At 68.8% G+C, this 23,114-nt stretch carries 24 protein-coding genes and 1 tRNA gene; 11 read left to right on the top strand and 14 right to left on the bottom strand.

The genetic code is table 11. The features are described from left to right. Positions 1-4: 4 nt before the first annotated feature. The 9 genes from AC1MEQ_RS15015 to AC1MEQ_RS14975 form a co-directional block, all read right to left on the bottom strand. On the bottom strand, positions 5-1,276 hold the full coding sequence (locus tag AC1MEQ_RS15015; RefSeq protein ID WP_479791770.1) for an acyltransferase family protein: 1,272 nt from the start codon (positions 1,274-1,276) through the stop codon (positions 5-7). 172 nt (positions 1,277-1,448) lie between these two features. Further along, positions 1,449-1,823: a 50S ribosomal protein L7/L12 gene (gene rplL, locus AC1MEQ_RS15010; RefSeq protein ID WP_479791769.1), complete on the bottom strand. Its 375-nt coding sequence runs from the start codon at positions 1,821-1,823 to the stop codon at positions 1,449-1,451. A gap of 68 nt (positions 1,824-1,891) precedes the next feature. Next, a complete protein-coding gene (gene rplJ, locus AC1MEQ_RS15005) occupies positions 1,892-2,461 on the bottom strand; it encodes a 50S ribosomal protein L10 (protein ID WP_479791767.1) in 570 nt (189 codons plus the stop codon). Positions 2,462-2,791: 330 nt separating this feature from the next. Beyond that, positions 2,792-3,907, bottom strand: a complete 1,116-nt coding sequence (locus AC1MEQ_RS15000) for a GNAT family N-acetyltransferase (protein ID WP_479791766.1) — start codon at positions 3,905-3,907, stop codon at positions 2,792-2,794. A gap of 218 nt (positions 3,908-4,125) precedes the next feature. Further along, the gene (gene rplA, locus AC1MEQ_RS14995; protein WP_479791764.1) at positions 4,126-4,833 is read right to left on the bottom strand and encodes a 50S ribosomal protein L1; all 708 of its coding nucleotides are present in this window, start codon (positions 4,831-4,833) and stop codon (positions 4,126-4,128) included. Positions 4,834-4,986: 153 nt separating this feature from the next. Then, a complete protein-coding gene (gene rplK, locus AC1MEQ_RS14990; protein ID WP_479791761.1) occupies positions 4,987-5,421 on the bottom strand; it encodes a 50S ribosomal protein L11 in 435 nt (144 codons plus the stop codon). A gap of 136 nt (positions 5,422-5,557) precedes the next feature. Further along, entirely contained in the window at positions 5,558-6,502 is a 945-nt protein-coding gene (gene nusG / locus AC1MEQ_RS14985) for a transcription termination/antitermination protein NusG (RefSeq protein WP_479791760.1), read from the bottom strand. Between the two features lie 93 nt (positions 6,503-6,595). Further along, positions 6,596-6,862 carry a preprotein translocase subunit SecE gene (gene secE / locus AC1MEQ_RS14980; protein ID WP_479791759.1) on the bottom strand — a complete coding sequence of 89 codons (267 nt, stop codon included), beginning with the start codon at positions 6,860-6,862 and terminating at the stop codon, positions 6,596-6,598. Between the two features lie 124 nt (positions 6,863-6,986). Then, positions 6,987-7,059, bottom strand: a tRNA-Trp gene (locus AC1MEQ_RS14975). Between the two features lie 237 nt (positions 7,060-7,296). Here AC1MEQ_RS14975 and AC1MEQ_RS14970 point away from each other — a divergent pair. Further along, positions 7,297-8,496, top strand: a complete 1,200-nt coding sequence (locus AC1MEQ_RS14970) for a pyridoxal phosphate-dependent aminotransferase (RefSeq protein WP_479791758.1) — start codon at positions 7,297-7,299, stop codon at positions 8,494-8,496. 78 nt (positions 8,497-8,574) lie between these two features. Here AC1MEQ_RS14970 and AC1MEQ_RS14965 read toward each other — a convergent pair whose 3' ends face one another. Continuing rightward, the gene (locus tag AC1MEQ_RS14965; protein WP_479791757.1) at positions 8,575-9,249 is read right to left on the bottom strand and encodes a LuxR C-terminal-related transcriptional regulator; all 675 of its coding nucleotides are present in this window, start codon (positions 9,247-9,249) and stop codon (positions 8,575-8,577) included. Continuing rightward, entirely contained in the window at positions 9,246-10,571 is a 1,326-nt protein-coding gene (locus AC1MEQ_RS14960) for an ATP-binding protein (RefSeq protein ID WP_479791756.1), read from the bottom strand. Before AC1MEQ_RS14960 ends, AC1MEQ_RS14965 begins: the two co-directional genes overlap by 4 nt. Positions 10,572-10,697: 126 nt before the next feature. Between AC1MEQ_RS14960 and AC1MEQ_RS14955 the strand changes: the two genes are divergently transcribed. The 5 genes from AC1MEQ_RS14955 to AC1MEQ_RS14935 all read left to right on the top strand — a co-directional run bounded on the left by AC1MEQ_RS14955 (position 10,698) and on the right by AC1MEQ_RS14935 (position 14,800). Beyond that, a complete protein-coding gene (locus tag AC1MEQ_RS14955; protein ID WP_479791755.1) occupies positions 10,698-12,047 on the top strand; it encodes a PspC domain-containing protein in 1,350 nt (449 codons plus the stop codon). After that, complete coding sequence (locus AC1MEQ_RS14950) at positions 12,044-12,514, top strand: TIGR04086 family membrane protein (RefSeq protein ID WP_479791754.1); 471 nt, start codon at positions 12,044-12,046, stop codon at positions 12,512-12,514. The genes AC1MEQ_RS14955 and AC1MEQ_RS14950 overlap by 4 nt, the downstream gene beginning before the upstream one ends. A gap of 55 nt (positions 12,515-12,569) precedes the next feature. Then, a complete protein-coding gene (locus tag AC1MEQ_RS14945) occupies positions 12,570-12,821 on the top strand; it encodes a PspC domain-containing protein (protein WP_479791753.1) in 252 nt (83 codons plus the stop codon). A gap of 174 nt (positions 12,822-12,995) precedes the next feature. After that, entirely contained in the window at positions 12,996-14,024 is a 1,029-nt protein-coding gene (locus AC1MEQ_RS14940) for a 6-phosphofructokinase (protein WP_479796149.1), read from the top strand. A gap of 44 nt (positions 14,025-14,068) precedes the next feature. Continuing rightward, complete coding sequence (locus AC1MEQ_RS14935; protein ID WP_479791752.1) at positions 14,069-14,800, top strand: GNAT family N-acetyltransferase; 732 nt, start codon at positions 14,069-14,071, stop codon at positions 14,798-14,800. A 42-nt stretch (positions 14,801-14,842) separates the two neighbouring features. Here the strand turns inward: AC1MEQ_RS14935 and ygfZ are convergent, their stop codons facing one another. The 3 genes from ygfZ to AC1MEQ_RS14920 form a co-directional block, all read right to left on the bottom strand. Beyond that, complete coding sequence (gene ygfZ, locus AC1MEQ_RS14930) at positions 14,843-15,916, bottom strand: CAF17-like 4Fe-4S cluster assembly/insertion protein YgfZ (protein ID WP_479791751.1); 1,074 nt, start codon at positions 15,914-15,916, stop codon at positions 14,843-14,845. A gap of 1 nt (position 15,917) precedes the next feature. After that, positions 15,918-16,517, bottom strand: a complete 600-nt coding sequence (locus AC1MEQ_RS14925) for a heme-binding beta-barrel domain-containing protein (RefSeq protein WP_479791750.1) — start codon at positions 16,515-16,517, stop codon at positions 15,918-15,920. A 197-nt stretch (positions 16,518-16,714) separates the two neighbouring features. Then, positions 16,715-17,563, bottom strand: a complete 849-nt coding sequence (locus AC1MEQ_RS14920) for a hypothetical protein (RefSeq protein WP_479791749.1) — start codon at positions 17,561-17,563, stop codon at positions 16,715-16,717. A gap of 125 nt (positions 17,564-17,688) precedes the next feature. Between AC1MEQ_RS14920 and AC1MEQ_RS14915 the strand changes: the two genes are divergently transcribed. The 5 genes from AC1MEQ_RS14915 to AC1MEQ_RS14895 all read left to right on the top strand — a co-directional run bounded on the left by AC1MEQ_RS14915 (position 17,689) and on the right by AC1MEQ_RS14895 (position 23,099). After that, positions 17,689-18,393 carry a winged helix-turn-helix transcriptional regulator gene (locus tag AC1MEQ_RS14915; RefSeq protein ID WP_479791748.1) on the top strand — a complete coding sequence of 235 codons (705 nt, stop codon included), beginning with the start codon at positions 17,689-17,691 and terminating at the stop codon, positions 18,391-18,393. Positions 18,394-18,412: 19 nt separating this feature from the next. After that, positions 18,413-19,396, top strand: coding sequence for a mycothiol synthase (gene mshD / locus AC1MEQ_RS14910; protein ID WP_479791747.1), 984 nt, complete (start codon positions 18,413-18,415; stop codon positions 19,394-19,396). Positions 19,397-19,491: 95 nt separating this feature from the next. Further along, positions 19,492-21,702 (top strand): RNA degradosome polyphosphate kinase, encoded by a 2,211-nt coding sequence (locus tag AC1MEQ_RS14905; RefSeq protein WP_479791746.1) that lies wholly within the window; start codon positions 19,492-19,494, stop codon positions 21,700-21,702. Further along, complete coding sequence (locus AC1MEQ_RS14900) at positions 21,702-22,670, top strand: NUDIX hydrolase (RefSeq protein ID WP_479791745.1); 969 nt, start codon at positions 21,702-21,704, stop codon at positions 22,668-22,670. Before AC1MEQ_RS14905 ends, AC1MEQ_RS14900 begins: the two co-directional genes overlap by 1 nt. Before the next feature lie 78 nt (positions 22,671-22,748). Then, complete coding sequence (locus AC1MEQ_RS14895) at positions 22,749-23,099, top strand: GNAT family N-acetyltransferase (protein ID WP_479791744.1); 351 nt, start codon at positions 22,749-22,751, stop codon at positions 23,097-23,099. The last annotated feature ends 15 nt before the right edge of the window (positions 23,100-23,114 follow it).

The raw sequence follows: 23,114 nt of genomic DNA, 5'->3' as shown, positions 1-23,114 counted from the left end.
CCGGTTACAGCCCCCGGGTGATTCCCCCCGGGTTGTGGGGTACCACCCGGGAGGTTGGCTTGCGGGAGTCCTCTGCCGCACGTGCGCGGGCGGCGAAGGCGCGCGCCGGCCCCCGCAGGGAAACCACTGCGTCCACGGCAGCGGTGACCGCCTTGCCGAGACGGCGCCCGATCGTTTGCTCGACGAACCGGTAGACCAGATAGGCGGCGATGCCCGCGGCGGCCATCGCGATGGCGAGGATGACCGGACGCGGGAGGTGCCCGCTGAGCTGGTCGATGATCCACCATCCCCAGATCTCGTGCAGCAGGTAGATCGGGTAGGTCAGGGCTCCCGCCAGGGCCATGCCGGGCAGATCCACCCGGCGCAGCGGCGTCAGCACCAAAACCGCGATGATCGCGAAGATCCCGACAACAATGCCCCAGTAGACCTGTGGTGGAATGGCATACCCCACCAGGTCCATTGCTTCGGAGCTACCCGTCTTTCCAGTAAGCCAGGCGGCCTGGACGACATTCAGGCCAAGCACGGCCCACCGCAGTGGCGTGTGACCGAAGCGGAAGATCAGGAACAGGCACATCCCGCCGGCGAAGAGGGCGGCATGTTCCGGGATGAGGGCCTGGCGCACGAAGTTGCTCGGAATCAGCGGGGCCAGCAGACCAAGCATGGGCCAGATGGCCGCGAACGCCAGGAGGCGCTTTCGGGTCACCCAGCCGAGCATCATCAGGACCAGGACGAGTCCGTAGAAGCGCATCTCGACCCAAAGGGTCCAGTAGACCCCGTCGACGTGCGGGACGTGGAATCCCGTTTGCATCATCGTCAGGTTCACCGCCCAGTCGGCGAAGGAGAGCCGCTCCCCCATCGAAGGCCAGATGAAGAAAATCAACACGCCGGTCGCCAGGACAGCCACCCAGTACGCTGGGAACAGCCGGCCGACACGGGATCCGATGAACTGGGCGGGCCGCTTGCCGTAGGCGGAAAGCAGGATGACGAAGCCGCTGATCACGAAGAAGAGCTGCACGCCCATGTTCCCGAAGACGCTCACGCGGGACAGGTAGGGCCACGCCGCCTTGGCCGGTTCGACTCCCCAGTAGCCGTGATGCCACGCGGTGTAGTGGTAGAGGATGACCCCGATGGCCGCCAGGAGCCGCAGCCCGTCCAGCAAGGCCAGCCGGCCGCCCTTCCGAGGCGTCTCGATCTTGCCTTCCAAAGCGCCCGGGATCGTTGAAGCGGCGGGGTCTGCCGGGGCCGAGCGGGAGGCCGTAGCCGTGGAGCTGGACATGCGATCCATCTCCCTCCGTGCCGCGCGTTACCAAGTCGTTACCTATCACGGTAGCAAATCGGGCCCGGCAATCCGAATGAATGTGACTTCCCCAACAGCCGACGCGCGTTTTAAAAAAGCGGGGCCCCACACACCGGAAGGTGTACGGGGCCCCGCTTGAAGTGCGGTGAGGCTACTTGACCGTGACGCTCGCGCCGGCGGCCTCGAGGGCCTCCTTGGCCTTCTCTGCAGCTTCCTTGGTGGCACCTTCGAGAACGGCCTTGGGGGCGCCGTCCACGAGGTCCTTGGCTTCCTTCAGCCCGAGGGACGTCAGGGAGCGAACTTCCTTGATCACTGCGATCTTCTTCTCGCCAGCGCCTTCGAGGATGACGTCAAATTCCGTCTGCTCCTCGGCGGCCTCGGCGGCGCCGCCGGCCGGGCCGGCAACGGCGACAGCAGCGGCGGAGACCTCGAAGGTCTCCTCGAAGGTCTTAACGAACTCGGAGAGCTCGACGATGGTCATTTCCTTGAAGGTCTCAAGGAGCTCTTCGGTGGTGAGCTTCGCCATGATGTGGCGTCCTTTCCATGGGGCGGCATGATTGGATGCCGCGAGATGTTTGGTGGTGTGAAGGGCCCTTAGGCTTCTTCGGTGGCAGCGTCGGCAGCAGGTGCTTCCTCGGCCTCAGCGGCGGGAGCTTCGGCCGGAGTCGATGCTGCACCACCCTCTTCTTCACGCTTTGCACGCAGTGCCTCGATGGTGCGGACCGCGGCAGAAGCCGGGGCCTGGAGGACACCGGCCACGCGGGCCAGCTGGTGCTCACGGGACTCGAGTGCGGCCAGTGCGGCCACCTGGGACGCGTCCATGGCCTTGCCATCGAAGTAGCCGGTCTTGATGACCAGCTTCTCGTTGGCCTTGGCAAAATCCGTCAGGCTCTTGGCCGCGGCCACTGCGTCGCCCTTGATAAAGGCGATAGCGGTCGGGCCGGCAAGCTGGCCATCGAATGCCTCGATGCCTGCTTCCTTGGCTGCAATGCCCGTCAAAGTGTTCTTCACGACCGCGAACTTGGTGTCTTGACCAAGCGAACGGCGCAACTCCTTGAGCTGTGCAACGGTGAGCCCACGGTATTCGGTCAGGACAGCGGCGCCGGACTCCTTGAAGTCGTTGACGATTTCCTCAACTGCGGAAATCTTGATCTGCGTTGCCATAACCCTCCTTCCGGGGATTGTCTCTGAGTCGATCTTCCCGGCCCACACACCCCGGGGGGGCTGGCATAAAAAACGCCCCGCGCAGATGCACGGGGCTTCTCAACCCCAAGCAATGTAGACCGCATGGGGGAGGAAAACTTCGTTCACCTGCGTAGGCCGCCCCTTAGCTGGGACTTTCGGATGGATTCCCGTGCTGGCACGGGGCACCACCGACCGACGGTCTTTGGTTCCCCAACCATATCCCGACCGGCCCGGCCCGGCCAAATCGAGGCGATCCGGGGACCCCACCCGAGCGTGGGCCGCCGCGCGGGCGCCGCCGGCGCGCCGGCCCTACTTGCGGATCCATCCGGCCTCGACCAGGCAGGCCGTGAATCCCAGTGCCTCATTAATGCGCAACATGTATGCGTTCTCCGCGGCATTCCAGGTGTAGATCCGCTCCACCATGGGCTGGAGTCGTGCCAGGTCGCGGTGATTCCTCGCCTTGACCAGTTGACCCAGCCGATGCCCCCGGTGCTCGGGGAGGACCAGCGTGCCCTCTTGGTAGGCCACGTCGTCCCGTCCGGCGAAGACCACCAGCTCGGTATAGGCCACCAACCGCCCGGTGGCCACCTGTCGGGCCACGGTGACGACGGAGGTGGTGCCCTGTCGCCGGCGGCGGTCCTCCATGGTGCGCAGCCGGGCGTCGTCCCAACGTGACGGCTCGAATTCCAGCCCGCCAAGGGGCGGGTCGGTGTCCATCCGCTCGATGATGCGGCAGTAGTCCTCGACGGCCCAGGCCGGGGCGGGCCCGGTCCACGACAGCGTGTCGTATCCGCTCGAGGCGGCAACCGCCTGGCGTTCAAGTCGATCCAGAACCACGGCCGTCGCCGGCTTCAGGTCCACACGGCTACCGCGCTCGATCTGGCCCAGGGTGAAGCCGTGCGTGCTGGCGAATGCCGTGGAGGGCGCACCTGCCGCCACCCATCCGGCACCCGACTCGGGCGACATGATCGTCATTCCGACACCCGGATCGCCTACGGAGTCGCCGGACGAGAGCGACAGTTCCGCGTACCCATTCAGGATGGTGCGCCCCTCAAGGCCGCACAGCTCAGTAGCCCGTGCCAGCAGCCGGGTGCCAACCCCCTGCCGGCGCCACGCGGGCGCGACGACAAGGTCAATGTCGGCTGCGTTGAGGTTCTCGGCCTGGGGCAGGAATACCAGCGCGGCGGCGATGACCGGCGCCGTCGCCTCGATGCCGGCGCGAGCCACCAGCAGGAGATTGCGCCCATAGGGGCTCGGCTGGATGCGGGCAAGCTGCACGGCATCGGAGGAGACCAGGTCCTCGTGGCCCAGTTCTTCGCGTGCGGCATCCCGAAAGAGTTGCTGGACGGCGGCGAAGTCGGGCCCTCCGGCCCCGTCGACCGTCGCGGGGACCGGAAGGTCCTCGATCGTGAGTTGTCCTGGCATGGCGCCCTCCGCCGGGGTTCTGGAAACGACATGATGCCGCACCACTGATTGGGAATTATCAATCAATAGCCTACGTGCCCCGGACCGCCGCGTAAAGAGGCGGGCCCGGAGCAGTCCACATGCCGGACCGGCCGGGGAGACAAAGGAAGGCCCCCGCTTCCTGCCGAAGCAGGATGCGGGGGCCATTTCTCCGCCCGGAGACCGGGCGACGGCTGGCGCTAGGCGCCGGCAACGACCTTGGTCACGTTCGGGTCCACGGGGATGCCGGGGCCGAAGGTGGTGGCCACGGTGGCCTTGGAGATGTAGCGGCCCTTCGAGGCGGACGGCTTCAGGCGCAGGACCTCGTCGAGTGCCGCCGCGTAGTTCTCCGCCAGCTTCTCGGCGTCGAAGGACACCTTGCCGATGATGAAGTGCAGGTTGGAGTGCTTGTCGACGCGGAAGTCGATCTTGCCGCCCTTGATGTCGGTGACGGCCTTGGCGACGTCCATGGTCACCGTGCCGGTCTTCGGGTTCGGCATCAGGTTGCGCGGCCCGAGGACCTTGCCCAGACGGCCGACCTTGCCCATGAGGTCAGGGGTCGCCACGGCGGCGTCGAAGTCGGTCCAGCCGGCCGAGATCTTCGCGATCAGGTCATCGGAGCCCACGAAGTCGGCGCCGGCGGCGATGGCCGCTTCGGCCTTGTCGCCGTTGGCGAAGACGAGGACGCGTGCGGTCTTGCCGGTGCCGTGCGGCAGGTTGACCGTGCCGCGGACCATCTGGTCGGCCTTGCGGGGGTCGACGCCGAGGCGGAAGGCCACCTCGATGGTCGAATCGGTCTTGGCCGAACCCGTCTCCTTGGCCAGGGCAATGGCCTCGGTCGGGGTGTACAGCTTGTCGCCATCAATCTTGGCGACAGCCGCCTGGAATGCTTTGCTGCGCTTTGCCATCTGCTTGTTCTCCTTATGCAGTCGTGGTCATTCGTGGATCGCGCTGGACCCTGCCACTACGACGCCGGTGGCATCCTCCGGATGGAGGCTCCGGCGTCGTTCTTTGATGTTGGGGGGGTGTTCCCGCCGGTGGCGGAAACGGGTGGGGCGGTATTAGCCCTCGACGGTGATGCCCATGGAGCGGGCGGTGCCGGCGATGATCTTGGCGGCGGCCTGGATGTCGTTGGCGTTCAGGTCCTCCATCTTGGTGTTGGCGATCTCCTCGACCTGTGCCCGGCTCAGCTTCGCGACCTTGTCGGTGTGCGGGGTGGCGGAGCCCTTGGCGACGCCGGCTGCCTTCTTGATCAGCTCGGCTGCCGGCGGGGTCTTGGTGATGAACGTGAACGAGCGGTCTTCGTAGACCGTGATCTCCACCGGGACGACGTTGCCGCGCTGGGATTCCGTGGCGGCGTTGTACGCCTTGCAGAACTCCATGATGTTGACACCGTGCTGACCAAGTGCGGGACCGATCGGCGGGGCCGGGTTGGCGGCACCTGCCTGGATCTGCAGCTTGATGAGGCCGGTGACCTTTTTCTTCTTCGGGGCCATTTCGGGTCCTTCTACTCAATGCGTTTCCCTCGGAACACAGGAGCGTGTCCGGGGCTGGTGGCCGCCGTGGCGCGGCGGCCGGATCGTTTCCCGCGGCGGAAAGCGGCCGCGCGGGAGACGAAGTCTTCGGTGATCCCTACTGGATCTTGGTGACCTGGCTGAACGACAGTGTCACGGGGGTCTCGCGCTCGAAGATCGAAACGAGGACCACGAGCTGCTGCGACTCGAGCTTGATCTCGCTGATCGTCGCCGGCAGGGTCTCGAACGGCCCGTCGTTGACCGTCACCGACTCGCCGACGGTGAAGTCGACGTTGACCTCGGTGATCGGGGCGCGGCCCGGCTTGGAGGGGCTGCCATCCGTCGACGGCTCCTCGGTCACGATGGTGTGCTCGAGCATCGAGTAGACCTCATCCAGGCTCAGCGGCACCGGATCGTGGGCGTTGCCGACGAACCCGGTGACCCCGGGGGTGTGCCGGACGGTGCCCCACGATGCGTCGGTCAGCTCCATGCGCACCAGCACGTAGCCGGGGATGCGCACGCGGCGGACGATCTTGCGGGCCGTGTTCTTGATCTCCACGACTTCTTCCATGGGGACCTGGATCTCGTAGATGAACTCCTCCATGCCCAGCGTCTGGGCGCGGGTCTCGAGGTTCACCTTCACGCGGTTCTCGTAACCGGCGTAGGAGTGGATGACGTACCAGTCACCGGGCTGGCGGCGCAGCTGGGTGCGGAACTCCTCCTTGGCGGCCACGACGGCCTCCTCGGGGGAGAGCTCCGGGACACTGTCCTCGGCGTCCGCATCGCCCGCGGCGTCCTCGCCCTCGGGCGCTGCGTCGTCGGCGCTCGGTGCGGCGTCCTCGCCCTCGGGCGCTGCGTCGTCGGCGCTCGGTGCGGCGTCCTCGCCCTCGGGCGCTGCGTCGTCGGCGCTCGGTGCGTCGTCGTTCGCGGTGTCCTCGGACGCGTCGGGGGCGGACGGCTCTTCCGAAACGACGGAATCGGCCGACACCTCTACGGCGTCGGCCTCGTTTGCCTGCTCAACGGCTTTGTCGTTGGCCTGCGGTTCGAGTTCCTGCTCGGACACTGCGGTTCCTGCTTTCTTTGACTGGTAAACCAGAACATTTCATCGTGGCGAGGTCGCGGGCTGTCGGACCCACAAAGTGGGCGTCGACCGCTCCTACCGCTCCGGCGGGTTCGTGAAGACGAGGATCGCGCCGTTCCCGAACAGCAGGTCCAGCCCGCTGACGATGAGCATCACCAGGATCACAAACCCCAGAACGGTCAGCGTGTAGTTCACCAACTCGCTGCGGGTCGGGGTGACGACCTTCTTGAGCTCGGAAATGACCTGACGGAAGAACAAGGCGATACGCGCAAAGAGCCCACCTTGGGCCGGCTTGCGGCCGCGGGGGGACCCCTTGGAGCCTCCCGCTGTTGCTTCGGTCACTGTGCCTCGATTCGCGTTCTTCGCTTCTTGAAACAATCACGGTGTACCGCGGCCTGTCGGCCGCAACACACCGTGACGTGGATTTCGCCGAGCCCCCACACCTGCTGTGTGGGTTGCCACTGCGCAGGGCAGACAGGACTCGAACCTGCAACCTGCGGTTTTGGAGACCGCTGCGCTACCAATTGCGCCACTACCCTTTGGGATTGGTGGTCCTCCCCACAGCGATTTGCCTTCAAGCACACCGCATCGAGGCGTATTCCAACACCGAGGAAACAGTCTACGCATTCGACCCCCACAAGTCGAACCGACCGGCGCCTACACGGGGCGGGTGGCAAGCGCCGTTCCGCGCACGGACGCATTCTGGGCGGCGCGCCGGGACGCCGCTAAGCTGGAAACTGCCAGGCTCCACGCCCCGACCCCCAGGAAGCGACCCCATGTCACGCATCTCCCGACGCATCGGATCCATCGCCGAATCAGCCACGCTCGCCGTGGACGCCAAGGCCAAGGCGCTGAAGGCCGCCGGGCGTCCGGTGATCGGGTTCGGTGCCGGCGAGCCGGACTTCCCGACGCCCGACTACGTGGTGGAGGCCGCCATCGCCGCTGCCCGTGATCCGCGGTTCCACCGCTACTCCCCCGCCGCCGGGCTGCCCGACCTGAAGGCGGCGATCGCGGCGAAGACCCAACGCGACTCGGGCTATGCCATCGAACCTGCCCAGGTGCTGGTCACCAACGGCGGCAAGCAGGCGGTCTACAACACCTTCGCTACCCTGTTGGATCCGGGCGACGAGGTCATCGTCCCGACCCCGTTCTGGACGACCTACCCGGAGTCCATCCGCTTGGCCGGTGGCGTGCCGGTCGAGGTCTTCGCCGGGCCGGAGCAGGGCTACCTGGTCACCGTCGACCAGCTCGAGGCGGCGGTCACCGACCGGACCAAGATCCTGGTCTTCGTCTCCCCATCAAACCCGACCGGCGCGGTCTACCCGCCGGAGATGGTCGCCGAGATCGGCCGCTGGGCGGCGGCCAAGGGCCTGTGGGTCGTCACGGACGAGATCTACGAACACTTGACCTACGACGACGCGAAGTTCACCTCGATCGCGACGGCTGCCCCGGAGCTCGGCGATCGGGTCGTCATCCTCAACGGCGTGGCCAAGACCTATGCGATGACCGGCTGGCGGGTGGGCTGGATGGCCGGCCCGGCGGACGTCATCAAGGCCGCCACCAACCTGCAGTCGCATGCCACCTCCAACGTCGCCAACGTCTCGCAGATGGCCGCCCTGGCCGCCGTCTCGGGCCCCCTGGATGCAGTGGCCGAGATGCGCACCGCCTTCGACCGCCGCCGCAAGGCCATCGTCTCGGCGCTTGACGCGATCGACGGGGTGGACTGCCCGACCCCGAAGGGCGCGTTCTACGTCTACGCCGATGTCCGCGGGATCCTCGGGCGCGACATCGGCGGCGCGCGCCCGGCAACGTCTGCCGACCTGGCGGCACTGATCCTGGAGAAGGCGGAGGTGGCCGTGGTTCCGGGCGAGGCCTTCGGCCCGTCGGGCTACCTGCGGCTGTCCTATGCCCTGGGCGACGACGATCTCGCCGAGGGTGTGGGCCGGATCGCCAACCTGCTGGGCCAGGCCCGGTAGCCGTCTACCCACCCGTCGGCTTCTGCCCCGCGGCCCCGAAGCCCCACGGGCCGTCGTGACCACGGGGCAGAACCGTTGCTAGAGGATGCGGCGATCCACGGCCCACCGGGTGAGTTCGTGCCGGTTGGAGAGCTGCAGCTTGCGCAGCACCTTCGAGACGTGCGTTTCGACCGTTTTCACGGAAATGAACAGGTCCTTCGCTACTTCCTTGTACGTGTAGCCACGGGCGATGAGGCGCATGACCTCGAGCTCCCGGGCGGACAACAGGTCCAGCTCGTCGTCCGCGCTCACGGCGGCCTGCGTGCCGAAGGCGTCCAGCACGAATCCGGCCAGCCGCGGCGAGAAGACCGCATCGCCGGCGGCCACGCGCACCACCGCGTCGGAGATGTCCTGCCCGGAAATGGACTTGGTCACGTACCCCCGGGCGCCGGCGCGGATGACCGTCACCACGTCTTCCGCGGCGTCGGAAACGCTCAAGGCCAGGAAACGCACATCGCCGAGCATGCCCGCACATCCGGCCACCACCTCGGCCCCGCCGCCCCCGCGCCCGCCGGGCAGGTGGACATCGAGCAGGACGACGTCGGGGCGCAATTCGTTCACGGCGCGGATCGCCCCGTCCACCGTGGCCGCCTCCCCGACCACCTGCAGGCGGGTATCCAGATCGGATTTCAACCCCGACCGGAAGATGGCGTGGTCGTCGACGACCACGACGCGGATCGGCTGCATCCCTCGTGTCGGTTCACCGGTGTTCATCGGTTCTGCTCCTCGTTTGCCTCGTTTTTAATGGCCAGGTGGACTTCGGTGCCCCCGGCGCTGCTGGTGATCGTCGCGGATCCCCCCTTGCGCTGCATGCGCCCGACAATGGATTCCCGGACCCCAAAACGGTCCCCGGGCAGGGCCTCCGGGTCGAAGCCGGTACCGCGGTCCCGGACGAAGACGTCGACCCCGGTGGCGGAGGCCTCCACGTAGACCGACACCGTTCCGCCGGCGTGCTTGGCGGCGTTGAGCATGGCCTCGCGGGCGGCCTGGACCACGGCGTCGTGCCCGTCCAGGCCCTCACGCTCGCCCACGCTGACGACGTCGATCACGGCGGCGTGGGATTCCTCGAGTCGTGCGGCCTCGGCCCGGATGGCTTCGCAGATGTCACCCTCGGCCACGGGCGTCTCCCGGTAGAGCCATTGGCGTAGTTCGCGTTCCTGGGCCCGTGCCAGCCGCAGGACCTGGGCCTCGTCGCCGGCACGCTTCTGGATCAGGGCCAGGGTCTGCAGGACCGAATCGTGCAGGTGGGCCGCGATCTCGGCCCGCTCGCCCACCCGGACGCGGTTGGCCCGTTCCGATTCGAAGTCCCGCCAGAACCTCAGCCCCCAGGGTGCCAGGACCAGTACGACCCCGCCCAGCACGATGACGGCAACGAAGGCCCCGTTCCACAGCGCCTCGAGGCTCACGGCACCGGAAACCAGGAAAATCAGCCCCAGGACCACGAGGGCGACGCCTCCGAGTAGCCGCACCATGCCCATGGCCCGGTCCGCGCCCGCGGCCTTGCGCAGGCCCCGCCGGCTCACCGCATCGAGTTGCAGCCAGGCCAACACGGCCCCGGCGATGATCAACACGGCAGGCCAGATGAGCCCCCAGGCCACGGGCAGGCCCTGCATCTGCGCGAAGATCAGGACACCGAGCAGCAGCAGCCCGGCACCGGCCATGATCTCGCGTCCCGCCAGGCTGCCGAGCCGCAGCCCCGGCCGGCTCCACGGGCGGTACCCGGCACCCGGTCCCGCCGCTGCGGGCGAGCCGGGCCCCGCCGTCGTGCCCTCGCCGCCGGTTTCCCGGGCCAGCGAGACGGGTCGGCCGGCCCGCCCACGTTCGGCATCCTGCAGGGCGTCCTCGCGGGAGGGGACCATCACCCATAGCCACGCGTAGAGCACGATCCCGGCCCCGGCGACCAGGGTCAGCAGGGCCATGCCGATCCGGATCGTGCGCACGGGCTGGCCCAGATGGAGCGCGAGCCCGGCGCAGACTCCGCCCAGCACGCGCGGTTCGGCGCGCACGAGCGGGGGCCTGGTGGGGAATTCGGTCATGGTCCCATCCAAGCACGCCCCACCGGTGTCCACGCCCCCGAACAGGGGTTGTGGGGGGAAGGATCAGGGGCCGTTCAGGGCAGACCCCGATGGCGGCGGCCCCGGCCGCACGGAAGGATGGAAGACATGAACCACGCACCTGCAGAAAACTCCTTCTTCCGCTGGATCCGGGGCCTGGGCATCCAGCGCGGCGAACGCCATTGGATCGGCGGCGTCTCCTCGGGCCTGGGCCGGCGCTTCGGCATCGACACCGCCCTGTCCCGCGGCCTCGTCCTGCTCATCGTCATCTTCTCCGGCGTCGGCCTGCTGCTTTACGGCGCGGCCTGGGCGCTGCTGCCCGGCCCGGACGGGCGCATCCACCTGCAAGAGGCCGGGCGCGGCCGGTGGAGCTCGGGCATGACCGGCGCAGTGGTCTTCGCCGCGATCGGGCTCCTCAACGGGCCCCTGGTGCTCGGCGGTTGGCGCTTCGACAACGGCGATTCCTGGTGGGGCGAGCTCGTCTGGACCGTACTGGTCGTGGGCGCGGTCATCTGGTTCTTCACCACCCGCCAGTCCCGCCGCACGGGCACCGGGCACGACGGCGGCACCGCTCCGGGTTCCCCTGCCGGGGCCCCGGAGAGCTCCCCGGAGCCTCCGCGGGACCACTCGAACCCGTATGCTGCCCCCGCGTGGAGCACCGCGGATGGCGGCTCCACCTACGCCCCCTCCTTTGGCCCCGGCCATGACGCCGGGCCGGGCCCGGAATCCGCACCGGGGACCGCACCCGGGACCGCACCGTCTGCGGGCTGGGACCCGGCCTACCGCCCGGCTCCGGCACCGCGCCGAGCGCCGGTTCCCCGCCGGGCCGCCGTGCCCGGCCACGCCGTCGCGATCATCCTGGGGCTTGCCGTCCTGGTGGCCGGTGCCGTCATCCTGACCGCGATGAACGGCCTGCTGGACTACGGCGGCCGCGAGATCACCGTCGCGTTGGCCGCGGCCATCACCGTGCTCGGTGCCGGGCTCATCGGCGCCTCGATCCGGAGGATCCGCGGGGGCGCGCTGACCGGTTTCACCATCGCCCTGTTGGTGCCGACCGTCCTCGTCGGCGGCCTGGGCTACAGCGGTTCGGCGGACCGAGGCTGGCCGGGGCCGGTGGCGGAACGTTCGGGCAACGACTACACGTACGTGTTCAACGAGGGAAACCTCGACCTGACCCACTATTCCCGCGACCTGACGACTGACACGACGCTGTCCATCACCAATGTCTTCAGCAGCCTCAACGTCACCGTCCCGGACGACATCCCGGTGCTCGTCACCGGTGACTCGGCGTTCTATTCGCTGGAAGTCCACGACACGGACGGAGCCCAGAAGTACTCCGGCGTCGCCCGGAGCGACACCATCAACATCAACCCCGATGCCTCCGGCCCGGTCCTGCGCCTGGACATCGACGGGGCGTTCAATTCCATCTACATCACCTCACAGGAGGTCACGCCATGAGCGAGCCCACCACCGGACACGACCCCGAACGCCCCGCAGGCCAGCAGCCCGTGACGGGGACGGGCCAGCCGACCGAGCCCCTCCGCCCGTCGAACCCGACCGAACCGATCGGCTCCACCGGGCCGGACACGACGGCGGAGCCGGACCGCTCCCCCGCCACCCCCCGCACCCCGACCGAAACCATCCCGGAGGCGGACTGGCCGGAAACCGTCGGGGCATCCCACTACGAGGCCCATGAGGCCGCTGCGGTCCCCGACGAACCCCGCGGAGTACCGCTGGGCACGCTCGTCTTCGGACTCGTCGTGGTGGCCCTCGGACTGCTGATCCTGGTGTCCGTTTTCTACGACATCACCCTCAGCGGCAGCGCCGTCGCTATCTCCCTGTTCCTGGGCGCCGGCCTGGTCCTGGTCATCGGCGGCCTGGTCGCCGCCCGCCGCTCGCCCGGGGCGACCTCCAGCGGGTCCTGATACCCTCGGTCTCCGACCGTCTCCCACCCCGTCCCACCCCATGAAAGGACTTCCCATGGAATCCGTCTACCGAACCCTCCGCTCCATCTCGTTCCGCCGCGGCCCGCAGCGCGTGGTCGCCGGCATCGGCGGCGGCATCGCCCGCGCCACCGGTTGGGATGTGACGATCGTGCGGATCGCCATCCTGCTGAGCTTCCTGCTGCCGTTCATCGGCCTGCCCCTGTATCTGGTCCTCTGGCTGGTGCTGCCCTACGACGATGGCTCCATCCCACTGGAGCGCATCATCGGTGGACAACGACGCCGGTAGCAGGATCCTGCGGCGTCGGGCAGTTCGTACCCGGCCTGTGACGGCCACCGCCGCAGCTGTGGTGGCCGTCTCACCTGCCACTTGCTAGCATCGACGGTGATGAGCTCAGCGTCGCGCTCCGAGCAAGGTCCCCCCAGCCGGGACGTGAACCTGACGAAAGCACACACCATCACCATGCGCATCGGAATCCTGACCAGCGGCGGAGACTGCCCGGGCCTCAACGCCGTCATCCGCGGGGCGGTCCTGAACGGCATCAAGAGCTACGACCACGAATTCGTCGGCTTCCTGGACGGATGGCGCGGCGTCGTCGAGGGCGAGACGGTCCCTCTGCCCCGCGAACGCGTCCGCGGCATCTCCAAGCAGGGCGGAACGATCCTGGGCACCTCACGCACCAACCCGTTCGACGGCGAGGACGGCGGCCCGGAACGGATCTCCGCGACCCTCGATCGGTTGGGCGTCGACGCGGTCGTCGCCATCGGCGGGGAGGGGACCCTGGCGGCGGCCAAGCGGCTGACCGATGCCGGGCTGAAGATCGTCGGCGTTCCCAAGACGATCGACAACGACCTGGACGCCACCGACTACACCTTCGGCTTCGATACCGCAGTCGCGATCGCCACCGAGGCCATCGACCGCCTGCGCACCACGGGCGAATCCCACCACCGCTGCATGGTCGCCGAGGTCATGGGCCGCCATGTCGGCTGGATCGCCCTGCACTGCGGCATGGCCGCGGGCGCTCACGCGATCCTCATCCCCGAGCAGGGGGTCACCATGGAGCAGATCAACGCCTGGGTCCGAGAGGCCCTGGACCGTGGCCGTGCACCCCTGGTCGTCGTCGCCGAGGGCTTCGTTCCCGAGGGAGCTGACGAGGCCTACTCGGACCGCGGGCTGGATGCCTTCGGCCGCCCCCGGCTAGGCGGGATCGGCGAACAGCTGGCCTTCCGGATCGAGACGGACACGGGGATCGAATCCCGGGCCACCGTGCTCGGCCACATCCAGCGCGGCGGTGTCCCCAGCGCGTTCGACCGGGTCCTGGCGACGCGCTTGGGCATGGCTTCGGTCGATGCCGTCCACGAGGGGGCCTGGGGGAACATGGTCGCCCTGCGTGGCACCAACATCCACCGGGTGCCGTTCCAGGCTGCCCTGAACAACCTCAAGCGGGTCCCACAGCACCGCTACGACGAGGCGGCAGTGCTCTTCGGCTAGCCGGTTCCGGGGCCAGCCCCCGGCAGGTTAGTAGGCTGGGGTTCATGGAACTGGATACCGGCACCCGTGCCATCATCGCGCTGGCGTGGGCGCGGCGCCTGCACATGGCCGACTCCGCGCTCGCCTCCGTGGCGATGGGGGTCGACGCGGGCCGCATCAACCACCGGGACGACGACGCGACCGCGGTGACCTTCGTGCGGTTCATGGGCGGCTCGGTCCTGGCCGGCCCCCAGTGGCTGCTCCGTGCTGCGGCCGGGATCCACGACGAGGAGCTCGCCGCCGAATCCACACTGCTGGGGCTGATCCGCTCCCATGGCGATGTCGCCGCCCGCGGATTGGGCGAGTCGCTCCTGTACTACGCCGACCACCCTCCGGTCCTCGAGGAGTCGACGACGACGCTGGTGTCGCACGATCCGGCCACGGCCATCGAGCTGGAGGCCCTGTGCCCGCGCGACGACCTGGCCGGGGTGCACCTGGCCGAACGGGCCAAGGCCTTCACCTTGGTGGATGAGAAGGGTCATGCCCCCCTGGCCGGTGCCGGGTACACGGTGTGGGAGGGGCTCGTCGCCGATCTGGTGGTGCTCACCGCCCCCGCGCTTCGACGCCACGGGTTGGGCACCTACATCGCGGCGATCGCCGCGGATAATGCGCTGGCCGAGGGGTTCGTGGCGCAGTTCTCCGCCGAGGTGAGCAACAAGGCAGCCCAGCTCATGGCGGACGCGCTGGGCTTCACGCTTACCGGATCGCTGACCCGGGCCAGCCTGGGCGACGAGTAAAGGCGCACGACGGCGGTGGGCCGGCTACCGCGCCAGCTGCGGCTAGCGCGGCGGGCGGAGGAATCCGGTGGCCCGGCCCACGACCTGGCCCGCGTCGGTCGCCACGATGGTCTCCTGGTTCGCCGCGTAGTCCTCGTCACCGTCGCGCACGGTCAGCGTCGCCGTCGGATCGGTGTTGCGGCGGATCGTCGCCAAGGCGATCGGTCCGGCCTCGTAGTGCAGAGCCACCGAGGTGACCTTGCCGATAACCTTCTCCCCCAGACGAACCTCGCTGCCGGCGGCGGGGTGCGTGTGCACGCTGCCATCCAGGTGCAGGAAGACGATCCGACGTGGCGGGTGCCCGAGGTTGTGGACGCGGGCGACCGTTTCCTGGCCCTTGTAGCACCCCTTCTCGAGGTGGACCGCGGTGCGCAACAGGTCCAGCTCATGGGGAATCGTCTTCTCGTCGGCGTCGGTGCTCACGCGCGGCCGCCAGGCGGCGATGCGCAGCGCCTCGACGGCCATGGTCCCGGCCAACGGCAGCTCACCGACGGCGGATTCCAGTTCGCCGCGGGGAACCAGGTACTCGATCCAGACCCGTCCGGTCCCCGGGTGTTCGCCGGCGGAGTAGGCGTAGCCGCCATGGCTTACGCCGGGCCAGGGATCCTGCCACGACTGGCGCCCGGCCAGCGAGGGGATCTTCGCCCCGGCGCCGAGAACGGCCCAGTCGGCGGTGACGTCGTGGATCTCGACGCGGAGCATGAACCGCATGGAATCCAGCCACGCGGCGAGTGGGCCGGCTTCATCGTCCTCAACGAGTAGCCAGGTGGCCTCGCCGTCGTCGATGACGCGGCAGTCGTATTCGACCCGGCCCTGCAGCGTCAGGAACAGGGCCTCGGTGCTCTGCCCCGGCTCCATCCCCAACAGCAGCTGGCTCGACAGGCTGTTCAGCCAGGACAGCCGGTCCGGACCGGAGACGGTGACGACCCCGTGATGGGACAGATCCGCCACCGCTTCGCCACGGTCGAGCCGGCGCTGCTCCGGCAGCGGCTCGCCGTAGTGGGCCGCCACTCCGGCGTCGCGGCCGGTTCCCTCCACGGCACCGGGCCGGTCCAGCAGGGGTGAACGCCACGTCATCTCAAACCTGCTTCGATAGGGCTGCGGAGGCATGGGCCGACAGCGGCTCGCCGCCGACAGCGACGTCCCAGCGCCAGAACAGCTGGCCATTGACCAGGCCGTACATGCGTGTGGCCGAGGTGAAATCACGGGAGTGGGGCCCCCGGACGACCATGTCGGTGGCCAGTTCGATGCGCGGCCCGTTGATGTTGCCGTAGTACAGCTCACTCACCCCACGGGGGTGGGCGATGTTCACCACGATGTTGAAGCCGCCCTCGGGGGCCCGTAGTGCCTCGACGTCGTCCGCCGAGCGCAGTGCCGGGACGATCTCGCCCGGGACCATGCCGGGCCCGCCGTCGGCGTCCTGCAGGGGCCGGTCCAGCGACCAGTAGCCCTGTTCGGTGGTCAGCGGGCGCAGCTTGTTGCCCTGCTCGTCGCCGAGCCAGCTCTCCGCCCGGTAGGACAGGTATGGGGCGCCGTCGTGGGTGAACTCGATGCGCTGGATGAAGTGCTCGTCCTCGCCCTCGCCTTCACCGAGCCGTCCAACACCTTCCCAGGTCCCGATCAGCCAGGAGAGGGGGACGAGCTCGGGGGTCAGGTCCGTGGGGATCTCAGTGGGCATGCAGTACGAACCCGGTTACTTCTGGCCCTTGAACAGGCGCGTGACGACCAGGCCGGCGAAGCCGGCCATGCCGAGCCCGGCCAGCACCAGGAGGGTGATGAAGAAGATCTCGAGTGCCATGTAATTCGATTCCATGGCACCATCCTAACGCCGCGCCGCCGGGAAACGGATTCGGTGACAGCCGGTGGCGGACGGGTTCAGCGCAGCAGCAGCCGCTCGGTGTAATAGACCAGCGCACCGGAGGCGATCACCGCCGCGATACCGCCGGCAATGGCCCCCCAGAGATCCAGCACGGTCTTCCCCGGGGCGCCTTCACCGGCCGGGTGGTCCGTCGGCGTCCCAGGGACCCCGGGGGCCACCGCGGTGATCGCGCTTCCACGCAGCACCGAGGCCTCGGAGACCAACATCACGCGCAGGCACACGGCCACGGCTCCGACGACGGCCCCGACCACGATGCCGGGGACGACCGTCACGTCGGTGGACACGGCGCTGGCGATGCCGCCCACCAGGACCGCTGCCACGAATCCCAGCGGCGCGGTGATGCGTGTCGGCCAGCGCAGCGACGAAACCAGCACGGCGGCGGCGAGGCTGAGTCCGGAAAGCAGCATCATCGAGCCATCCGCGGCGTTGGGGGCCAGGCGGTCGGCCCCGACCCACCCGCTGCCGAACACGGCGATGAGCACGCCGACGCAGCCTCCCAACGTCGATTCGAGACGTTGGCGTTCGCCGGTGCCGCGCAGCAGTTGCGTCAGGAAGACCAGGATCACCCCGACGGCGCAAAAGGCCCCCATCCACTGCAGCGGCGAGGGCATCGGCACCACGACGGCGGTCGTGGCCGACCCGACGCCGGCGAGCGCGATGACGATCGCCAACGGCAGCGGGGCCGGCAACCCGATGAGCCGCGGCAAGCCCCCGGCGAAGACCACGACGCACGCGCACAGGACCGCCCATATGGCCCAGCTCCCGGCCGCCGGACCGGCGTAACTTGAGGCAATGAGGGCGGCAATCGCCAGGAGCGACGAGGCGGCAAAGGTTTTGGTTCTCACGTCATACATCCTGCCTCATCGGCCGTTGGCTGTGGGCGCGGGGGACGCTCCACATATACTGTCCACAACTTCCGGTCCCAACGTCGCGCATCGGTCCAGAGGGACATGGGAAAGGAGGTCGCCGCATGGCCAGCATCCTGCTGCTGACGAATGCGCCCGGCTCGTCGGTGGGCGTGCTGCCCGCCCTGGAGCTGCTTTCCCACGAGGTGAAGATCCTGCCGGCGGCCTCGGCGACCCTGCTGCAGCTGCCCGCCGTCGACACGATCATGCTCGATGCCCGCAAGGACCTGGCCACCGCGCGCTCGCTGTGCCAGCTGGCGCGCACCACCGGCGTCGAGACCCCCATCATCCTGGTGCTCACCGAGGGCGGCATGGCCGCTGTCTCCGCCCTGTGGCAGGCCAACGACGTCGTCCTGGAAACCGCCGGGCCGGCCGAGGTGGAGGCCCGCCTGCGGCTGGTCACCTCCCTGTCGGCCGCTGCGGCAAACCAGGAGGCCACCGAGATCCGCGCCGGCGGCGTGGTCATCAACGAGGCCAGCTACACCGCCCGCGTGCACGGTGCGCCGCTGAACCTGACCTACAAGGAGTTCGAGCTGCTCAAGCACCTCACCCTGCACCCCGGGCTCGTGTTCAGCCGCGACCAGCTGCTGCACGAGGTGTGGGGATACGACTACTACGGCGGCACCCGCACCGTGGACGTGCACGTGCGCCGGTTGCGCGCCAAGCTCGGTGCCGACCACGAGCAGCTCATCGGCACGGTGCGCAACGTCGGGTACCGGTTCGCCCCGGCACGCGCCGAGGACGAGGCCCCGGCTGCACAAGGGGGCTGAGCGCGGCTATGTTGGTTCCATGAGCGCGACCCAGAGCACCGATTGGACCATCACCACCGCCACCGGCCGGCCCGACGTCGATCTGCTGGACCGGATCACGTCCCTGGCCTCCGCGGCCGAGGATACCGACGGCAACCCGCCGCTGAGTGAACAGACCCTCGTGGACCTGCGCTCCGACGAGGCAGCAGACGCCCTGTTGGTCGTCACCGCCTGGTTGGCCGACGACGAGGGAGGGCCCTCCGGCGAGCTGGTGGGAGTGGCCGTCGCCGTCGCCGCCCCCCATGGGGAGCCGGGCACCCTGGAGATCGTCGTGCACCCCGAATACCGCAACGACGGGATCGCCGCCGCCCTGGTGGCCGCCCTCGGAACGCAGACACCGCTGGAATCGCTGCAGGCGTGGTCGCACGGAAACCACGAGGCCGCCGCCCGGTTGGCCCAGCACCACGGGTTCGCCCCGGTGCGCGAGCTCTGGAGGATGCGCCTGGTGCACGACGCCGGCCTGCCGCCGGCCCGGATGCCCTCCGGCTACCACCTGCGCGCCTTCGTGCCGGGGCAGGACGAACAGGCCTGGCTCGCAGCCAACGCAGCGGCCTTCGCCGACCACGCCGAGCAGGGCGCCCTCACCGCCGGCGACCTGCGCGCCCGCATGGAAGAGGACTGGTTCGAGCCCGAGGGCTTTCTGATCGCCGAGGCCAAGGACGGTTCGATCGCCGGATTCCATTGGACGAAGGTCCACCCGGCCATGAAGAGCCCGACGACCGGGGAGCACCAGGCCGTCGGGGAGGTCTACGTCGTCGGGGTGGTCCCGTCAGCCCAGGGCACCGGGCTCGGCCGTGCCCTGACGGTGGCCGGCATCGAGCACCTGCGCTCGCGCGGGCTCACCGCCGTCATGCTCTATGTCGATGCCGACAACACGGCCGCCGTCGGCCTCTACCGCAAGCTCGGTTTCACCCGCTGGGATGTCGATGTGATGTACGCACACGGGACCACGGCCGCCGGGTAAGGTATTTTCGGACGCATCGTCGCGCCTGCGCCGGTGGTGTGGGCACGACGGTTCCTGCTACTCCCCCAGACGATGTGCACGTGAGGACGGACCCGATGGACACGACCCCCACCACCGCAGCGAGTTTCGGCGACGGCGACATGCCCTCGGCCCGGGCGACCCAGGACCGCATCGAGCTGCCGGTGTTCGACCCGCCGCTGGCACCGGAGGGCGATTTCAGCCTCGACCGCTTCCTGGACCGGGAGACGAGCTGGCTGGATTTCAACGCCCGGGTGCTGGAATTGGCGGAGGATCCCGACCTGTACCTGTTGGAGCGGATCAATTTCCTGTCGATTTTCGCGTCCAACCTCGACGAGTTCTTCATGGTCCGCGTCGCCGGCCTGAAGCGCCGCATCGCCACCGGCTTGGCGGTGCCCTCCGCCGCCGGCGTGAGCCCCATCGACCAGCTCCAGGAGATCCTGGTCCGTGCCAGGGACCTGCAGTTGCGCCACGCCCGCGTGTTCGCCGAGGAACTGCGTCCGGCCCTGGCCGCCGCACAGCTGCAGATCACCCGCTGGGAGCAGCTGGACCAGGCCGCCCAGGAGGAGATCAGCCGCTGGTTCGTCGCGCAGGTCTTCCCCGTGTTGACCCCCCTGGCGGTCGACCCCGCACACCCGTTCCCCTACATCTCCGGGTTGTCGTTGAACCTGGCGGTGATCGTCCGCAACCCGGTCAGCGGCAAGGAGCTCTTCGCCCGGCTGAAGGTCCCCGGCGTGCTGCCGCGGCTGATCTCCGTCGACGGTCCCCGCGCCGGGAACTCGGCAGGCAGGCTCGCGCGCTTCATCTCGCTCGAGGACGTCATCTCCCAACACCTGGAATATCTCTTCCCGGGGATGGAGGTCGTCGAACACCACACGTTCCGGGTCACCCGCAACGAGGACCTCGAGGTCGAGGAGGACGACGCCGAGAACCTGCTGCAGGCCCTCGAGAAGGAGCTGCTGCGCCGCCGCTTCGGCCCGCCGGTGCGCCTGGAGGTCGCCAGCGACATCAACCCGACCATCCGCGACCTGCTGATGCGCGAACTCGGCGTGGAGGAGGACGAGGTCTACTCGCTGCCGGCACCGCTGGACCTGCGCGGGCTCTCGGTCATCGCCGGGATCGACCGCACCGACCTGCACTACCCGAAGCAGCTGGCCCACACCAGCCGGTTCCTCAACGAGTCGGAGACCTCGAAGGCGGCCAACGTCTTCGCCGCGATGCGGCGCCGTGACATCCTGCTGCACCACCCCTACGATTCGTTCTCCACGTCCGTCCAGGCGTTCCTGGAGCAGGCGGCAGCGGACCCGAAGGTGCAGGCCATCAAGCAGACGCTCTACCGGACCTCCGGCGATTCGCCCATCGTCGATGCCCTGATCGACGCCGCGGAGGCCGGCAAGCAGGTGTTGGCCCTGGTGGAGATCAAGGCCCGCTTCGACGAACAGGCGAACATCTCCTGGGCCCGCAAGCTCGAGGAGGCCGGGGTCCACGTCGTGTACGGCATCGTGGGGCTCAAGACGCACTCGAAGCTCTCGCTCGTCATCCGCCGCGAAGGCGACCGGTTGCGGCGCTACTGCCATATCGGCACCGGCAACTACCACCCGCGGACCGCCCGCTACTACGAGGACCTGGGCCTGCTGACGACCGACGAGCAGGTCGGAGAGGACCTCTCCCGGCTGTTCAACCAGCTCTCGGGCTACGCCCCGCGTTCCACGTTCAAGCGCCTGCTGGTGGCACCGCGCTCGCTGCGCTCGGGGCTGCTCGACCGGATCGAACAGGAGATCCAGCACCGGGAGGCCGGCCGCGACGCCCGGGTGGTCATCAAGGTCAATTCCATGGTCGACGAGGCCATCATCGACGCCCTCTACCGCGCCAGCCAGGCCGGCGTCCAGGTCGACGTGATCGTGCGCGGCATCTGCTCGCTGCGCCCCGGCGTCCCGGGACTGAGCGAGAACATCAGGGTCCGCTCCATCCTGGGCCGCTTCCTGGAGCACTCGCGGGTGTTCGCCTTCCACAACGGCGGCGAACACGTCATCTACATCGGGTCCGCCGACATGATGCACCGCAACCTGGACCGTCGGGTGGAGGCCCTGGTGCGGTTGTCCAACAAGGACGACATCGCCGAACTGCAGCGCATCCTGGACCGCTACCTCGACGAGCGCACGGCCAGTTGGCACCTGGACGCCGAAGGCGGCTGGACCCGCCACCACCTCGGCCCCGACGGCGAGCCGCTGTCCGATGTCCAGTCCTGGCTGCTCGAGTCGCGCCAGCGGCGGGCGGCACACCGCTGATGTCGCTTGTCCTTCGTTCCTCCGACGACCCGATCGTCACCGGGGGTGCCGCGCAGGTGCTGGCCGCGGGGGCCGTGCCGTGGCGTGTGGGAGAGGAGGGCCTCCAGGTCCTGCTGATCCACCGCGACAAGTACGACGACTGGTCCTGGCCCAAGGGCAAGCTCGACGCCGGGGAGACCCTCCCGCAATGCGCGGTCCGTGAGGTCCGCGAGGAGGTCGGGCTGGACATCACCCTCGGCATCCCGTTGCCGGCGATCCGCTACCCCGTGGGCTCCGGCCAAAAGGTGGTTTACTACTGGGCCGCGGACGTCTCGGGCCAACACGCGGTCCCGGATGGGCGCGAGGTCGATTCGTGCCGCTGGGTCGCCCCGGCCGAGGCGCGGCGTTGGCTGGCCAATCCGTCGGACATCGATCCGCTGGACGCCCTCGAGGCCGCCCACATCGCCGGCCGGCTGGCGACCGTGCCCTTCATCGTCGTGCGCCATGCCAAGGCCAAGCCGCGGGCCAGCTGGACCCAGGAGGAGGGCAAGCGCCCGCTCGCGGCCACCGGGAAGCGCCAGGCCCTGGAAGTCGCCGCCCTGCTCTCGGCATGGAAGCCGGGCCGCGTGGCCAGCAGCCCCTGGAAGCGCTGTATCCAAACGGTCTCCCCGTACCTGAAGCGCCACGACCTGGGCGTCAAGCTCGCCCCGGCCCTGACCGAGCGCGAGGGTCGGCGGAAGCCGGACAACGTGCGCAAGACCATCCTGAAGCTGATGAAGAAGGGAATCCCCCAGGCGGTCTGCACCCATCGCCCCGTGTTGCCGACCGTCTTCGCCGTCCTGGCGGATCGCCTGCCGGATCGGCTGGCCTCCTTCCTGCCGGCCGAGGACCCCTTCCTGCGGCCGGGTGCGATCGTGGTCGTCCACCAGCCGCTCGCCAAGTTGCGCAAACCGGTGTCCGTGGAGGTCTTCGAGACCTTCGATGACTGATCCTGCCCGAGGCTGGTCGCGATGGCGGGCCGCCGAGTAGGCTCGGGGGACCAGGTATCAGCCCCTCCAGGAGGTAACGTGAACGCCGACCACCCAGGTCAGCCGGCCGTGCCGGGCCAACGCCCGGAGAAGATCGTGCACGAGGACCTGCGCATGGAGCACGACCCGGACCGGGGACGCTACGCACTGTGGCATCGCGACGTCTTCATCGGGATCGTCGGCTACAGCACGGATCCGGCCACCGGCATCGTGACCCTGCAGCACACCATCATCGACGAGGCACATGGCCGCCGCGGCTATGCCCGCGCCCTGGTCACGATGGTGCTGGACGAACTTCGGGCGGACGGCAAGAAGATCATCCCGGAATGCAGCTACGTGCAGGACTATCTCGACCGCTACCCCGAATACCAGGACATGCTCGCCGAATAGGCGGCGCACGACGCC

The sequence above is a fragment of the Arthrobacter sp. ASL1 genome (genome assembly GCF_056680475.1).
Note: the sequence above shows the minus strand (reverse complement) of the source record. Positions and strands in the feature narration are given on the sequence as shown.

Coding starts and splice junctions, on each gene's coding strand:
- AC1MEQ_RS15015 (WP_479791770.1), bottom strand. CDS start 1,276: ATGTCCAGCTCCACGGCTACGGCCTCCCGCTCGGCCCCGGCAGACCCC.
- rplL (WP_479791769.1), bottom strand. CDS start 1,823: ATGGCGAAGCTCACCACCGAAGAGCTCCTTGAGACCTTCAAGGAAATG.
- rplJ (WP_479791767.1), bottom strand. CDS start 2,461: ATGGCAACGCAGATCAAGATTTCCGCAGTTGAGGAAATCGTCAACGAC.
- AC1MEQ_RS15000 (WP_479791766.1), bottom strand. CDS start 3,907: ATGCCAGGACAACTCACGATCGAGGACCTTCCGGTCCCCGCGACGGTC.
- rplA (WP_479791764.1), bottom strand. CDS start 4,833: ATGGCAAAGCGCAGCAAAGCATTCCAGGCGGCTGTCGCCAAGATTGAT.
- rplK (WP_479791761.1), bottom strand. CDS start 5,421: ATGGCCCCGAAGAAGAAAAAGGTCACCGGCCTCATCAAGCTGCAGATC.
- AC1MEQ_RS14970 (WP_479791758.1), top strand. CDS start 7,297: ATGTCACGCATCTCCCGACGCATCGGATCCATCGCCGAATCAGCCACG.
- AC1MEQ_RS14965 (WP_479791757.1), bottom strand. CDS start 9,249: ATGAACACCGGTGAACCGACACGAGGGATGCAGCCGATCCGCGTCGTG.
- AC1MEQ_RS14960 (WP_479791756.1), bottom strand. CDS start 10,571: ATGACCGAATTCCCCACCAGGCCCCCGCTCGTGCGCGCCGAACCGCGC.
- AC1MEQ_RS14955 (WP_479791755.1), top strand. CDS start 10,698: ATGAACCACGCACCTGCAGAAAACTCCTTCTTCCGCTGGATCCGGGGC.
- AC1MEQ_RS14950 (WP_479791754.1), top strand. CDS start 12,044: ATGAGCGAGCCCACCACCGGACACGACCCCGAACGCCCCGCAGGCCAG.
- AC1MEQ_RS14945 (WP_479791753.1), top strand. CDS start 12,570: ATGGAATCCGTCTACCGAACCCTCCGCTCCATCTCGTTCCGCCGCGGC.
- AC1MEQ_RS14940 (WP_479796149.1), top strand. CDS start 12,996: ATGCGCATCGGAATCCTGACCAGCGGCGGAGACTGCCCGGGCCTCAAC.
- AC1MEQ_RS14935 (WP_479791752.1), top strand. CDS start 14,069: ATGGAACTGGATACCGGCACCCGTGCCATCATCGCGCTGGCGTGGGCG.
- ygfZ (WP_479791751.1), bottom strand. CDS start 15,916: ATGACGTGGCGTTCACCCCTGCTGGACCGGCCCGGTGCCGTGGAGGGA.
- AC1MEQ_RS14925 (WP_479791750.1), bottom strand. CDS start 16,517: ATGCCCACTGAGATCCCCACGGACCTGACCCCCGAGCTCGTCCCCCTC.
- AC1MEQ_RS14915 (WP_479791748.1), top strand. CDS start 17,689: ATGGCCAGCATCCTGCTGCTGACGAATGCGCCCGGCTCGTCGGTGGGC.
- mshD (WP_479791747.1), top strand. CDS start 18,413: ATGAGCGCGACCCAGAGCACCGATTGGACCATCACCACCGCCACCGGC.
- AC1MEQ_RS14905 (WP_479791746.1), top strand. CDS start 19,492: ATGGACACGACCCCCACCACCGCAGCGAGTTTCGGCGACGGCGACATG.
- AC1MEQ_RS14900 (WP_479791745.1), top strand. CDS start 21,702: ATGTCGCTTGTCCTTCGTTCCTCCGACGACCCGATCGTCACCGGGGGT.